Raw genomic sequence first — 13,975 nt, forward strand, 5'->3', positions numbered from 1 at the left:
GAGACGGCGGGATGGTTGCCGAGCTGCGGGTCAACCGGGCCCAGCACCCCGTGGGGGTCCATGACGATCTCGTCGGCGGCCAGGGCCACCAGGGTGCCGCCCGACATCGCGTAGTGCGGGACGAACATCGTGACCCGTCCCGGATGATCGCGGAGCGCCCGTGCGATCTGCTCCGCCGCGAGCACCAGCCCGCCGGGCGTATGGAGGATGACATCGATCGGCATCTCGGGCGGCGTCAGCCGGATCGCCCGCAGCACCTCCTCCGAATCCTGGATGTCGATGTACCGGACAATCGGAAACCCCAGCAGGCTCATCGTCTCCTCGCGGTGGATCAGGGCGATGACCCGGCTGCCCCGGCTTCGCTCCAGCTGCTGGAACAGCCGCAGGCGGCTCGTCTGCTGCCACTGCCGGGAGAGCAACGGCTGCAAGAAGGAAATGATGAAAAACACCCACAGCAGGTCAGACAATGAGATATGCATGGCCCACCCCCCTCGGCTTCCCGGCGCCGGGCCTTAGATCGCTCGGGCCTTGCCCGGAATGCCCGGCTCGGTCATCGCGCGGACCGACAAGATCTCGTTGAGCTTCGCTTCGGAGAGGAGGCCCCGGTCCAAGACGATCTGCCGGATCGGGCGGCCGGTGCGCACGAACTCCTTCACGACCTCGGCCACGGTACTGTACCCGAGGTACGGGTTCAGCGCCGTCGCCAGCGCCGCGCTGTGCTCGACCCAGTGACGGCACTGCTCCTCGTTGGCCACGATGCCCCGCACGCACCGGTCGGTGAACGCGCCTGTGGCGTTGGTCAAAATCTGAATCGACTGCAGGAGGTTGAGCGCGATGACCGGCAGCATGACGTTGAGCTCGAGCTGACCCGCCTGGACCGCGGCCAGCACGGTTAGATCATTGCCCATCACATGGAAGCAGACCATGTTCAACATCTCGGCCATCGAAGGGTTGACCTTCCCGGGCATGATCGAGGATCCGGGCTGCACCGGCGGCAGGCGAAGCTCGTCGAGGCCGGTGTTCGGCCCCGAGGCCATCAGGCGCAGATCGTTGGCGATGCGCGTGAGGGTGGCGGCGAGGGTCCGAAGCGCGGCCGAGCACTCGAGCGCGTCCGCCATGTTCTGCATCGATTCGAAGAGATTTCCCGAACTGCGAAGCGGCAGCCCGGTCAGCTCGGAGAGCCGGCGCACCATCCGGACGTGATACTGCGGGTCGGCATTGAGCCCGGTGCCCGTCGCCGTCCCGCCGATCCCGATGTAGAGCAGGCGTTCACGCGCATTCTTGATGCGCTCGATGTCGAGGGCGACCGCCTGCGCGTATGCGCCGAACTCCTGGCCCAGCCGGACCGGGACGGCGTCCTGGAGGTGGGTGCGGCCGGCCTTCACGATGCCGTCGAACTCGTGGGCCTTCTGCCCCAGCGCTTCCACCAGGCCCTCCAGGGCCGAGAGCAGGTCGCCGAGGGTCATGAGCGCGGCAAGCCTGATCGCGGTCGGCGTGACATCGTTGGTGGACTGGGCCATGTTGACATGGTCGTTGGGGTGGACGAGCGTGTACTCGCCGCGCCTGCCGCCGAGCAACTCGATCGCGCGGTTGGCGATCACCTCATTCGTGTTCATGTGCTGGGAGGTGCCGGCTCCCATCTGAAAGGCATCGATCGGGAACTGCGCATCCCACTTTCCCTCGACGACCTCTTGGGCTGCCTGGGCGATGACACCCGCGATCTTGGGATCGAGCTGACCGAGGGCGGCGTTCGTGTCCGCGGCCGCCTGTTTGATCGTTGCGGTCGCCGCGATGAATGCTCGGGGGAGCCGCAGGCCGCTGATGGGAAAGTTCTCAATGGCGCGGGCGGTCTGCGAGCCATAGTACGCGTCGGCTGGGACCCGTACCTCCCCGAGGGCGTCCCGCTCGATCCGGTACTGTCCGTCGGTGCTCATCGAATTCCTCCACGCCGGTGTCTCGCCGGATGTCTATCAGTATACCGCTCAGCATCGCGCGCCGCGCGGTCTGCCAAGGGCAGGAAACCGCTTGCATGGGCGGGAATACGCCCGGCAGTTCCCTATGGCCGATCACGCGGCATCGCATGCGTACGCCCCGAGCATCCCCTGGTGGCTCCAGCCGGCCGCCACCGTGACGATCCTCTCAGGCTTTGTGGTGTACGCAACGTGGGTGGCGTTGCAGGGGCACGGATCCATCGGGCCGTACTTGTCCCCGTTTTACTCGCCCCCGGTAACGGTGGCCGCGATCCCCATCTCGCCGGCGTTCTGGGTCCTGTGGGCTCCGGCGGGGTTCAGGGCGACCTGTTACTACTACCGCAAGGCGTACTACCGCTCCTACTTCGCCGATCCGATCTCGTGCATGGTGCCCGAGTCCCGGCGTCGATATGCCGGAGAGACGGCGTTCCCGTTCATTCTCAATAACCTCCACCGGTACCTGCTGTACGCGGCGCTCGTGGTGCTCGTCTTTCTCTGGATCGACGCGATCAAGGCTTTCGTGTTCAACGGGCGGTTTGGGATCCACCTGGGTTCGGTGCTGTTTCTCGCCAACGTCGTCTTGCTCTCCGGGTACACGCTCGGCTGCCACGCGTTCCGCCACATGGTGGGGGGCAACCTCGATTGCTACTCCTGCGCCAGGGGCGGGCGCGCGCGTTTTCGCCTGTGGCAGTGGGTCACCCCGCTGAACCACTTGCACGCCGCGTGGGCGTGGGCCAGCCTCTTCTCCGTCGTCGCCGTCGATGTGTACCTTCGCCTGCTGATGGCGAACGCGATCGTCGACCCGGCTCTGTTTTAGCCGGATCGTGCGGAGGGACAGGCGTGGCTGATTGGTACGACACGGTCGAGCACGATGTCCTCGTGATCGGCGCCGGCGGGGCCGGCCTGCGCGCCGCGATCGCCGCCGCCGAATCCGGGTGCTCGGTGGGCCTGGTGTGCAAATCGCTCCTCGGCAAGGCACACACCGTGATGGCCGAGGGGGGGATCGCCGCCGCGCTCGGCAACGTCGATCCCAAGGACGACTGGCGGGTGCACTTCGCCGACACCATGCGCGGCGGGCAGATGATCAGTGACTATCGGATGGTGGAATTCTTCGCGAAGGAAGCGCCGGAGCGCGTGTACGAGCTCGAACGGTGGGGCGGTCTCTTCGACCGCACGCCGGATGGGAAGATCTTGCAGCGGCCGTTCGGCGCCCACACCTACCGCCGGCTCTGCCACGTCGGCGATCGCACCGGATTGGAGATGATCCGGACCCTCCAGGACAAGGCGGTCCACAGCGCGGTCCAGGTCCATATGGAGATCACCCTGACGCGGTTGCTCAAGGACGCGGAGCGGATCGCCGGGGCCTTCGGCTACCGACGGGAAGACGGGCGTTACGTCCTCTTTCGGGCGAAGGCGGTGATCCTGGCCACCGGCGGGTGGGGCAAGGTCTACAAGGTCACGAGCAACTCGTGGGAGTGCACGGGGGACGGCTGCGCGATGGCCTACGAGGCCGGCGCAGAGTTGATGGATATGGAGATGGTCCAGTTCCACCCCACCGGGATGGTCTGGCCGCCGGGCGTCCGCGGGATCCTGGTCACCGAGGCGGTCCGCGGGGAGGGGGGGATCCTCCGAAACGCCAACGGCGAGCGATTCATGGAGCGCTACGACCAGAAGAAGATGGAGCTCAGCAGCCGGGACGTGGTGGCGCGGTCCATTTATAAGGAAGTCCAGGCCGGGCGGGGGAGCCCGCACGGTGGGGCGTTCCTCGACATCAGCCAGCGCGGCGCCGAGTTCATCAAAAAGAAGCTGCCCAGCATGTACGAGCAGTTCCTCAAGCTCGCCGATATCGACATCACCAAGTCTCCGATGGAGGTCGCACCGACGATCCACTACGTGATGGGGGGCGTCCGCGTGGAGGCGGGGGCCGGGGCGTCCACCGTCCCCGGGCTGTACGCGGCCGGCGAGGTGGCCGCGGGCCTGCATGGGGCGAACCGCTTGGGCGGCAACTCGCTCTCGGACCTCCTGGTGTTTGGCAAGCGGACGGGGGAGCATGCGGCCGCGTACGCAAAGGGTCTTGTCGCCACACCCCGGGTGGACGACCGCCAGGCGGGTGAGGAGCGGGCGCTGCTGCAGCGCCCGTTCGAGGGGGGCGGGAAGGAGAATCCCTTCGCGATCCACGAGGCGCTGCAGGAGGTGATGGGGACCTATGCCGGGATCGCGCGGACCGGCGACCAGCTCGCCCGGGGTCTCGAGAAGATCCTGGAGCTGCAAAAGCGGTCTGGGGACCTGCACGCCCCCGGCTCGATGCTCTTCAACCCGGGATGGCACGCGTGCCGCGACGTCCGGTTCATGCTGACCCTCTGCGAGGCGATCTTCCGATCGGCGTTCGAGCGAAAGGAGAGCCGCGGCGCCCACTGGCGGCTGGACTTTCCCGATCCAGACTCCACGTGGGCAGCTCGGAACCTGATCGTCCGTCGAAGCGACGGCGGGATGCAGGTGAGCGTACGGCCGGTACCGCAGGTGCCCGCGGAGCTTGCCCAGCTGGTCCAACCGAGAGCCTGACGGACCGGTCGTGCCGCCGCCTCGTGGCGGCGATTGGAGGATGTGATGGCGGACGCGACGTTCCAGGTGTTCCGCGGCGACGCCAAGCGCGGCGACCTGGTCACCTACAAGGTCCCGATCACCGAAGGGATGGTCGTCCTCGACGGAATTCACTACATTCAGGGACACCTGGACGGTACGCTGGCGTGCCGGTGGAACTGCAAGGCGGCCAAGTGCGGATCCTGCAGCGCGGAGGTCAACGGGCGGCCGCGCCTCATGTGCAAGACCCGGGTCGACGAGTTCGGAGATCTCCCGATCACGGTCCGGCCGATCAAGGTGTTTCCCGTGATCAAGGATCTCGTCACGGATGTCTCGTGGAACTACAAAGTGAACCGGGAGATCCCGCCGTTCACCCCGAGCCCGGACGATCCCGGTCCTTGGAAGATGTACCCCGAGGACGTGGAACGGCTGTTCGAGTTCCGGAAATGCATCGAATGCTTCCTGTGCCAGGATGTCTGCCACGTGCTCCGGGAGCACGAGGGGCAGAGCCGGTACATGGGCCCGCGGTTCATGGTCCGGATCGCGGCCCTCGAGATGCACCCCAAGGACACCCGTTCGCGGACGGACCTCCTCAAAGGGGCAGGCGGCATCGGATTCTGCAACGTCACCAAGTGCTGCGAAGAGGTGTGCCCGGAGCACATCCACATCACCGACAACGCCATCATCCCCCTCAAGGAGCGGATGGCGGACGACTTCTTCGATCCCTGGAGAGCCCTGCTCAGACTCTTCGGAAGCAAAAAAGAGCCCCGGGGGACCTGACCCATGCTGACGCTGGAGAAGCTCACCCCGCCCCGCGAAGGGCAGCGGATCGAAGTCCGGGACGGCAAGCTCCACGTGCCCGATACTCCGATCCTGCCCTTCATCGAGGGGGACGGGACCGGCCCCGATATCTGGCGCGCCACAGTGCGCGTGCTGGAAGCGGCGGTCCGCCGGGCCTACGGCGGGCGGAAGCAGATCGTGTGGTTCGAGGTCTTCGCGGGAGAGAAAGCCCACACCCGGTTCGGGACCTGGCTCCTCGACGATACCCTGCGCGCATTCGAGTACTACACGGTCGGGATCAAGGGCCCGCTGACGACCCCGATCGGGGGTGGATTCAGGAGCCTCAACGTGTCGCTCCGCCAGCAGCTCGACCTGTACGCGTGCGTCCGTCCCGTGCGGTACTTCGAGGGCGTACCGAGCCCGGTGCGCCACCCGGAGCAGGTCGACGTCGTCGTGTTCCGGGAGAACACCGAAGATATCTATGTCGGGTATGAGTTTGCGGGGGGGAGCCCCGAGGCCAAGAAGCTGATTGACTTCGTCGGGCGCGAGTTCAAATGGAAGATCCGCGAGGGCGCCGGGGTCGGGCTCAAGCCGATGAGCCCGTTTGGGAGCAAGCGGCTGGTGCGCAAGGCCATCCAGTATGCGATCGACCACGGCCGCGCCAGTGTCACGCTCGTCCACAAGGGTAACATCATGAAGTACACTGAGGGGGCGTTCGCGCAGTGGGGGTACGAGCTGGCGCGTGAGGAGTTCGGAGACCGGACGATCCCTTGGAGCGAGGTGCAGAAGCTCGGCGGGAAAGTCCCCACCGGCAAGATCTTAATCCAGGACTACATCGCCGACGTCACGTTCCAGCACCTGTTGACCCGACCGAGATCGTTCGACGTGATCGCCACCAGCAACCTCAATGGCGATTACATCTCGGATGCGGTCGCCGCACAAGTCGGGGGCATCGGCATGGCGCCGGGCGGCAACATCAGTGACTTTCACGCGGTGTTTGAGGCGACCCACGGCACCGCCCCCAAGTACGCGAATCAAGACAAGGTGAACCCCGGTTCGCTCATCCTCTCCGGGGTGATGATGCTGGAACACCTGGGGTGGGGAGAGGCGGCCCGCCTCATCGTCCAAGCGATGGAGGCGACGTTCCGCCGCAAGATCATGACCTATGATTTGGCGCGGCTGACGGAGGGCGCCCGCGAGGTCCGCACGAGCGAGTTCGCGACGGCCGTGATCGACGGCATGTGATGGAGGGATCCGGGTGGGCAGAACGCGCGCCAAGGTGACCATCGTGGGGGCCGGCAACGTCGGCCATTCGGCCGCCCAGTGGATCCTGTCGCACCGACTCGCCGACGTCGTGCTGGTGGATGTCATCGAGGGGATGCCCCAAGGAAAGGCGTTGGATCTCATGGAAGCGGAGCCGATCGAAGGCGTCGACTTCCGGATTACCGGCGCCAACGGATACGACGAGACCGCTCAGTCGGACATCGTTGTGATTGTGGCCGGGATCGCCCGCAAGCCCGGGATGAGCCGGGAGGACCTGCTCGCCACGAACGCCGGGATCGTCCGAGGTGTGATCGAGCAGGTGACCAAGCGGTCGCCGGCCGCCCACCTGATCGTCGTCACCAATCCGCTCGATGTGATGGTGTACCTGGCGTTCAAGGTGAGCGGATTCCCCCCGGAACGAGTGATGGGGCAGAGCGGGGCGCTCGACAGCACCCGGTTCCGGACGTTCATCGCGCAGGCTCTCGGCGTCTCGGTGCAGGATGTCTCTGCGATGGTGATCGGCGCCCACAGCGATACGCACATGGTCCCGCTGAGCTCCCTCGCGACGGTCGGAGGCATCCCGCTCGCCACCCTGCTCCCCCCTGAGCAGATCGCGGCGCTCGCGGAACGCACTCGGAAGGGCGGCGCGGAGATCGTGAGCCTGCTCAAGACCGGCAGCGCGTTCTTCGCCCCCGGGGCGGCGATCACGCAGATGGTCGAAGCGATCCTGCTCGACCGAAAGCGGGTGCTGCCGCTTTCCGCGTATCTCAGCGGCCAGTACGGCGTGCGCGACCTCTACGTCGGGGTCCCGGCGGTGCTGGGCGCCGGCGGGGTCGAACGGATCCTGGACGCCCCGATGGATGCCGGCGAGCGCAAAGCGTTCGACGCTGCGGTGGCGAGCATCCGGGAGAACGTCGCGCTTCTGAAACTCTAGCCCACGCCGATGAAGCTGCATGAGTATCAGGCCAAGGAGGTCTTCGCCCGGTACGGGCTCCCCGTGCAGGCGGGGGTCGTCATCGAACGGCCCGAGGAGGTCGCCCGTCTCGATCTGCGGTACCCGGTCGTCGTGAAGGCCCAGGTGCTCGTGGGCGGTCGGGGAAAGGCCGGCGGGGTGAAGCTGGCCAAGACGCCCCCCGAGGCGGAGGCGCATGCCCGCGCGATCCTGGGCATGGAGATCAAGGGCGAGCGCGTCGCGCGTGTGTTGGTCGCGCCGGCCGCGGAGATCCTCTCGGAGTACTATTTGGCGTTCGTGACGGACCGCGCAACACGGTCTGCGGTCGCGGTCGCGTCGGCGGCGGGCGGGGTGGACATCGAAACCGTGGCACGGACGACACCCGAGAAGATCGCCACCCTTAAGATCGATCCGTTCCTCGGATGTCCGCCGTTTCAGGCCCGCGCGCTCGGGCGGCGGCTGGGATTGGCCGGCCCCTTGCTCGACCAGTTTAGCGGAATCGCCGGGACTCTCTACCGGCTCTATTGGACCGAGGACGCCGAACTTGCCGAAATCAACCCGCTCGCGGTGGTGGGGGCCGGTCTCCTGTGTGTCGATGCCAAGCTCGTCCTCGACGATAACGCGGCCTATCGCCACGCGGACCGTCCCGCGTCGGAGGAGCTGACCCCGCTCGAGCAAGAGGCCCGGTCCAATGGGCTGGCCTATGTCGAGCTCGACGGGGACATCGCGGTGATCGGCAACGGCGCGGGTCTCGTCATGAGCACGCTGGACCTCCTCGCGCACTTCGGCGGCCGGGCCGCCAACTTCCTGGATATCGGCGGCGGCGCGACGACCGAGGGGATGCGCAAAGCGCTGGATATCGTGCAGCGCAAGCCCGGGATTCGGGCGATCTTCATCAATATCTTCGGTGGCATCACCCGGTGCGACGACGTCGCCCGGGGGATCGTTCAGGATCCCCCTCGGGTGCCGGCCAGCATCCGGCTGACGGGCACCAACGAGGAAGAGGGCCAGCGCATCCTTCGCGCGGCCGGGATCACGGCGGGCCTCGACGCCGACGAAACGGCGCAAGCGGCAGTGGCCCTGGCCCGGGGGGGACGATAGCATGGCGATCCTTGTGGGCCGCGACACCCGCCTGCTGGTGCAGGGGATCACCGGCTATCAAGGCATGTTCCATGCCGGGCTGATGCTCCAGGCCGGCACACAGGTCGTGGCCGGCGTGACTCCGGGGAAGGGCGGGACGAAGGTCCACGCGGTCCCGGTGTTCGAGACCGTCGATGAGGCGGTCCGGGAAACGGGCGCAAATGCGGGCGTGATCTTCGTGCCGGCGCGGTTCGCGCGGGACGCCGCGTTGGAGTCGATCGCCAACTTGCTGAACCCCGTGGCGATCATCACCGAGGGGATGCCGGTACACGACGCCATCGAGGTCGTGGCCTACGCCGCCCGGCTGGGGGTGCGCGTGCTCGGCCCCAACGGACCGGGGGTGACGACCCCGGGTCAGTGTCGAGTCGGGATCATGCCCACCCACCTCTTTACGCCGGGCCATGTCGGTGTGGTCTCCCGCAGCGGGACGCTGACGTACGAGATCGTGGCAGGGCTCACCCGCGCGGGTCTCGGCCAGTCGACCGCCGTGGGGCTGGGCGGGGACCCCGTGGTGGGGATGAGCTTCGTCGACGTGCTTCGGCTGTTCAACGCCGATCCGGAGACCCGCGCCATGGTCCTCATCGGCGAGATCGGCGGGCGGGCCGAGGAGGACGCTGCGGCGTACATCGCCGCCCACGTCAAGAAGCCGGTCGCCGCCTACATCGCGGGGCGCACCGCCCCGGAGGGCAAGCGGATGGGCCACGCCGGCGCCGTGATCTCCGGGACCGAAGGCACCGCTGCGCACAAGATCCAGGCGCTCGAAAGCGCTGGGGTCGCGGTGGCACAGCTTGCCAGCGGCGTCCCGGCGCTGCTGCGGGAGCGTCTGGGCGCAGGCCAGGCGTCGAAGCGCGCGCCGGGGTAGCAGGGGCCGCGGCGGCGAATGGTCGCCCCTGCCTGGCCGGGTGTATAATGAGGGATCGAAGATGCGATTCGTCGCCCGCTGGCTGATTAACGCGGTCGCCCTCTACCTGACGACGCTTGTGGTCAGGGGCGTCCATGTGCCGGATTTTGGCGCGACGTTGGTGGCCGCGCTCGTGCTGGGGATCGTCAACGCCGTGATCCGGCCGGTGGCGCTGATTTTGACGCTTCCTTTAAATATCCTCACGCTGGGCCTCTTCACGTTTGTCGTGAACGCCGGCATGCTCTACCTCGTCTCCAAGGTGACCGCCTTGCGGCTGGACGGGTTCTGGGCGGCGTTCCTGGGCGCGATCGTGCTGAGTGTCGTGAGCGCTGTGCTGACCCGGCTCGTGGCGGACTAATGGCGCGCCGGCAGCCCGTCGTGAGTGCGTCTCCGCATGCCGTCCCCGGGGAAATAGAGTTCCTGATCATCACCGGCCTGAGCGGCGCCGGGAAGACGCTCGCGACCCATACGCTGGAGGACTTGGGGTTCTTCTGCGTCGACAACCTCCCCCCGGCGCTGATCCCGAAGTTCGCCGAGATCATCAAGGAATCCGAGGGGCGGATCTGGCGGGTGGCGCTCGTGATCGACATTCGGGGCGGGGAGTTCTTCGACGCGTTGGGGACCGCGCTGGCGAACCTGGACGCCTCCGGGATTCGATTTCAAATCGTGTTTCTGGACGCGTCCGACGAGATCTTGGTTCGGCGCTTCGAGGAGACGAGGCGCAAACATCCGCTGGGCACCAGCATCCTCGACGGCATCCGCGCGGAGCGCCGCCGCCTCGAGCCGCTCAAGGAGCGGGCGCACAAGATCATCGACACCAGCACGTTGACGGCCACGGAGCTCAAGCAGGAGCTCGCCGACACGTTCCTGCGGGCGGACGGTCGGCGAACCCTCACGGTCACCGTCACCACGTTTGGCTACAAGCACGGGATCCCACTCGACGCCGATCTCGTGTTCGACGTGCGGTTTCTGCCGAACCCGTACTACGTCGAGACCCTGCGGGCCCTCCCGGGCAGCAGCCCCGAGGTACGCGAGTTTGTGCTCGGGTCCCCGCAGACCGCAGAGTTCCAGCGGAGGCTGCACGAGATGCTGGGCTACCTCCTCCCCCAATTTACAGCGGAGGGGAAGAGCCACCTGACGGTCGCGATCGGGTGCACGGGGGGGAAGCATCGGTCGGTGGTCATCGGCGAGGACCTGGCGCGATTTCTCCGCCAGGCGGGCTACACGGTGCGGGTCAAGCACAGGGACGTCAGGAAGGAATGAGCCTCAACGGGCAGCGGAACGAGCACCTGCTCGACCGGGTGCGATTGTGGCTCCGGTGGCTGGAGCCGGGCCTGGGCGTGAAGCGGTGGATCGCGTTGATGGCGGGCGGGATTTTCCTGCTGAGCATCGGCGTCGTCTTCATCGTCAATTTCAAGCTTCCTGAAGAGCTCGCGCGCGCCGTCGTGAGCACGATCGAGATGGTCTCTATTGCGACCGGCCACGCGATCTCCCCGATCGCGATCGGGGTGGCGCTCCTCCTGATTGGGATCGTGATCATCGTGTATGGGATCCGGGAGACGGTGGGGGCGATCGTGGGGGTATTCCTTCCCCGCGGCGACCCCCGCCTCGTCGGGATGATCCTCCAGCAACGCCAGCTCCAACGCGGGCCGAAGATCGTCGTGCTTGGCGGCGGCACCGGTCTCAGCACCCTGCTGCGCGGGTTGAAGAAGATCTCGACGAACCTCACGGCGGTCGTGACCGTGTTCGATGACGGCGGGTCGTCGGGGCGGCTGCGCCGGGAACAGGGGATCCTTCCCCCCGGCGACATCCGCAACTGCCTGGTGGCCCTGGCCGAGGCCGAACCACTGCTGACCAAACTGTTTACGCACCGGTTCAAAGGCGGCGACCTGGACGGCCACTCGTTCGGAAACCTCTTCATCACCAGTATGTCCCAGGTGACCGGTGATCTCGAGACCGCCCTCAAGGAATGCAGCAAGGTCCTTGCGATCCGCGGCCGCGTCTTGCCGACGACGCTTAGGGATGTGACGCTGTGTGCGGAGATGAGCGACGGGACCGTGGTAGAGGGGGAGTCGGCGATCACACGCGCCGGCGGGACGATTCGCCGTGTGTTCCTGAAGCCCGGGCGCGTCCCCCCGCTGCAGGATGCGCTCGACGCGATCGCGGACGCGGACCTCATCGTCCTCGGGCCGGGGAGCCTCTACACCAGCGTGCTTCCCAACCTGCTCGTCGACGGGGTGGTAGGGGCGCTGCGGCGGTCGCGGGCGCTCAAGGTCTACGTCTGCAACGTCATGACCCAACCAGGGGAGACCCGGAGATTCCAGGCCTCGGACCACGTGCGGGTCCTGCTGGAGCAGGGGGGGCGAGGGTTGTTCGATTACGTGCTCGTGAACACACGCCGGCCCCGCAATCAGGAACTCCTCGCCCGATACAGCCAACAGGGTGCCGAGCCGGTCGACCCCGACGTCGACGCGATCCGCGCGCTCGGGCTGCACCCGGTATCGGAAGATCTGATCAGCGAGGAGGAACTGGTCCGCCACGACCCTCGCAAGATCGCCGCGGTCCTGATGCAACTGCTGGCCGACGTGTCCCCGGAGGTCCACCGCATCCCGGCGCCGCTGTAGGAAACTTGACACTCCTCGGCTAACAATATTACGATGGGAACCGCGTTTTTCCCCACCGGTCCCTGCGCTCCCACAACAGCGACCGAATGCGCCTGACGCCCACCGGCGTCCAACGGGCCCCTTGGTGGGGCCGGAGAGGGCAGAGCGCGGGCACGCGGGAGACGGCGCGCATGCGAGGGGGATGACGATGCTGCTCGACTGGGGCTACGTGGCGGTCTTCGCCATCGTGGGAGCGGGCATGGTGGCGCTGCCGCTGCTGATCATTTGGCTGATCAGCCCCCGAAGCACCTACCCCCAGAAGCTTGAGACCTACGAGTCCGGCGTCCCGACGATCGGTCAGGCCTGGTCCCAGTTCAACGTCCGGTACTACCTGTTCTCGCTGGTGTTCGTCGTCTTCGATGTGGAGATCATCTACCTGTATCCGTGGGCGGTGGTGTACCGTCGCGCCGGGCCGGTCGCCTTCTACGACATCCTGATCTTCCTGGTGATCCTTGCGCTGGGGCTGCTCTACGCGTGGCGCAAGGGCGCCCTCGAGTGGGTCTAGGAGGCGTCTCTCGTGCCTTGGTACGTTGAGCTGGCTCGGGCGATCGTCGGGACCGTCGTGATCTTTTCGGGCGTCGCGATCATCGCCGCGATGTTTGGCGTCCTCCTCGAACGGAAGATCAGCGGATGGATCCAGAGCCGGCTCGGCCCCAAGCACGTGGGCCCCCAGGGGTTGTTGCAGACGATTGCGGATACCATCAAACTGCTGCACAAAGAGAATATCGTTCCGCGCAACGCCGATGCGCCGATCTTCGCCAGCGCCGTCATCGTGGTGCCGCTCGCCGCGCTCTTGGACTACGTCGTGATCCCGTTTGGGACGACCCGGGCGGGGCCGCTGATCTTCCGCGATCTCAACATCGGCGTCTTGTACTTCGCGGCGACCTCCTCGCTCGTCGTCGTCGGGATCCTGATGGCGGGGTGGGGGTCCAACAACAAGTACGCGTTGATCGGCGGGCTGCGGTCGGCGGCGCAGATGGTCAGCTACGAGATCCCCATCGGGCTGGCGCTGATCACGGTCGCGATGCTCGCCGGGTCGCTCTCCACCGTGACGATCGTCAACGCCCAGCGCACCGTCTGGTTCGGCGTGGTCCAGCCGGTGGCGTTTCTCATCTTCCTCATCTCGGCCACCGCCGAGGTGAACCGCGTCCCCTTTGACTTGGTGGAGGCCGAGAGCGAGCTGGTCGCCGGCTATTTCTCGGAATACAGCGGGATGCGGTTTGCGCTGTTCCAGCTCGGCGAGTATGGAGAGATGTTTGCCATGGCCGCGATGGCAGTCACGCTGTTTCTGGGAGGGTGGCGCGGTCCCGTCCTGCCGCCCGTGCTGTGGTTCGTGATCAAGCTGTACGCGCTCATCTTCGTCTTCATGTGGGTGCGGTGGACGTTCCCGCGATTCCGGATCGATCAGCTGCTCAACTTTTCGTGGAAAGTGCTCATCCCGGTCGCCCTCGTGAACCTGGTGGTCACCGCGTATGTCGTGATGGTGCTGCACCCGTGACCGGTGAGGCGATCGCCTTCTACCTGCTGGCGGCGGCGATGCTGGCATCCGGCGTGGTCGTGGTCACCAGCTCCAACATCGTGCACAGCGCGGTGGCGCTCATCCCGGTCTTTCTCGGTGTGACCGGGCTCTACATCCTTTTGAACGCCGAGTTCGTCGCCGGGATCCAGGTACTGATCTACGCGGGCGCGATCACCGTGCTGATCCTGTTCGTGATCATGTTGACGG

At 66.5% G+C, this 13,975-nt stretch carries 15 protein-coding genes; 13 read left to right on the forward strand and 2 right to left on the reverse strand.

The window, feature by feature from the left end:
* Both VFP86_20825 and VFP86_20830 read right to left on the reverse strand, forming a co-directional pair.
* A partial coding sequence (locus VFP86_20825) for a hypothetical protein (GenBank protein HET9002092.1) occupies nucleotides 1-479 on the reverse strand: 479 nt, incomplete at its 3' end.
* Between the two features lie 33 nt (nucleotides 480-512).
* Nucleotides 513-1,934 carry an aspartate ammonia-lyase gene (locus tag VFP86_20830; protein HET9002093.1) on the reverse strand — a complete coding sequence of 474 codons (1,422 nt, stop codon included), beginning with the start codon at nucleotides 1,932-1,934 and terminating at the stop codon, nucleotides 513-515.
* A gap of 91 nt (nucleotides 1,935-2,025) precedes the next feature.
* Between VFP86_20830 and VFP86_20835 the strand changes: the two genes are divergently transcribed.
* The 13 genes from VFP86_20835 to VFP86_20895 form a co-directional block, all read left to right on the forward strand.
* Nucleotides 2,026-2,787 carry a succinate dehydrogenase gene (locus VFP86_20835; GenBank protein ID HET9002094.1) on the forward strand — a complete coding sequence of 254 codons (762 nt, stop codon included), beginning with the start codon at nucleotides 2,026-2,028 and terminating at the stop codon, nucleotides 2,785-2,787.
* A gap of 23 nt (nucleotides 2,788-2,810) precedes the next feature.
* On the forward strand, nucleotides 2,811-4,532 hold the full coding sequence (locus tag VFP86_20840; GenBank protein HET9002095.1) for an FAD-binding protein: 1,722 nt from the start codon (nucleotides 2,811-2,813) through the stop codon (nucleotides 4,530-4,532).
* Nucleotides 4,533-4,577: 45 nt separating this feature from the next.
* Nucleotides 4,578-5,330, forward strand: a complete 753-nt coding sequence (locus VFP86_20845) for a succinate dehydrogenase/fumarate reductase iron-sulfur subunit (GenBank protein ID HET9002096.1) — start codon at nucleotides 4,578-4,580, stop codon at nucleotides 5,328-5,330.
* A gap of 3 nt (nucleotides 5,331-5,333) precedes the next feature.
* A complete protein-coding gene (gene icd, locus VFP86_20850; GenBank protein ID HET9002097.1) occupies nucleotides 5,334-6,575 on the forward strand; it encodes an isocitrate dehydrogenase (NADP(+)) in 1,242 nt (413 codons plus the stop codon).
* Nucleotides 6,576-6,588: 13 nt separating this feature from the next.
* On the forward strand, nucleotides 6,589-7,527 hold the full coding sequence (mdh, locus tag VFP86_20855; GenBank protein ID HET9002098.1) for a malate dehydrogenase: 939 nt from the start codon (nucleotides 6,589-6,591) through the stop codon (nucleotides 7,525-7,527).
* Nucleotides 7,528-7,536: 9 nt separating this feature from the next.
* Nucleotides 7,537-8,646, forward strand: coding sequence for an ADP-forming succinate--CoA ligase subunit beta (sucC, locus tag VFP86_20860; GenBank protein HET9002099.1), 1,110 nt, complete (start codon nucleotides 7,537-7,539; stop codon nucleotides 8,644-8,646).
* A 1-nt stretch (nucleotide 8,647) separates the two neighbouring features.
* The gene (sucD, locus tag VFP86_20865) at nucleotides 8,648-9,547 is read left to right on the forward strand and encodes a succinate--CoA ligase subunit alpha (GenBank protein HET9002100.1); all 900 of its coding nucleotides are present in this window, start codon (nucleotides 8,648-8,650) and stop codon (nucleotides 9,545-9,547) included.
* 61 nt (nucleotides 9,548-9,608) lie between these two features.
* Complete coding sequence (locus VFP86_20870; protein HET9002101.1) at nucleotides 9,609-9,944, forward strand: phage holin family protein; 336 nt, start codon at nucleotides 9,609-9,611, stop codon at nucleotides 9,942-9,944.
* Nucleotides 9,944-10,849: an RNase adapter RapZ gene (gene rapZ, locus VFP86_20875; protein HET9002102.1), complete on the forward strand. Its 906-nt coding sequence runs from the start codon at nucleotides 9,944-9,946 to the stop codon at nucleotides 10,847-10,849. The genes VFP86_20870 and rapZ overlap by 1 nt, the downstream gene beginning before the upstream one ends.
* Nucleotides 10,846-12,210, forward strand: a complete 1,365-nt coding sequence (locus VFP86_20880) for a YvcK family protein (GenBank protein ID HET9002103.1) — start codon at nucleotides 10,846-10,848, stop codon at nucleotides 12,208-12,210. Before rapZ ends, VFP86_20880 begins: the two co-directional genes overlap by 4 nt.
* 181 nt (nucleotides 12,211-12,391) lie before the next feature.
* Nucleotides 12,392-12,754 (forward strand): NADH-quinone oxidoreductase subunit A, encoded by a 363-nt coding sequence (locus VFP86_20885; protein HET9002104.1) that lies wholly within the window; start codon nucleotides 12,392-12,394, stop codon nucleotides 12,752-12,754.
* 12 nt (nucleotides 12,755-12,766) lie between these two features.
* Nucleotides 12,767-13,747, forward strand: a complete 981-nt coding sequence (gene nuoH, locus VFP86_20890) for an NADH-quinone oxidoreductase subunit NuoH (GenBank protein ID HET9002105.1) — start codon at nucleotides 12,767-12,769, stop codon at nucleotides 13,745-13,747.
* Nucleotides 13,744-13,975: NADH-quinone oxidoreductase subunit J (locus VFP86_20895; GenBank protein HET9002106.1), on the forward strand; the 232-nt coding region annotated here is incomplete at its 3' end. The genes nuoH and VFP86_20895, both read left to right, overlap by 4 nt.

This window comes from bacterium (genome assembly GCA_035703895.1).
Lineage (GTDB): Bacteria > Sysuimicrobiota > Sysuimicrobiia > Sysuimicrobiales > Segetimicrobiaceae > Segetimicrobium.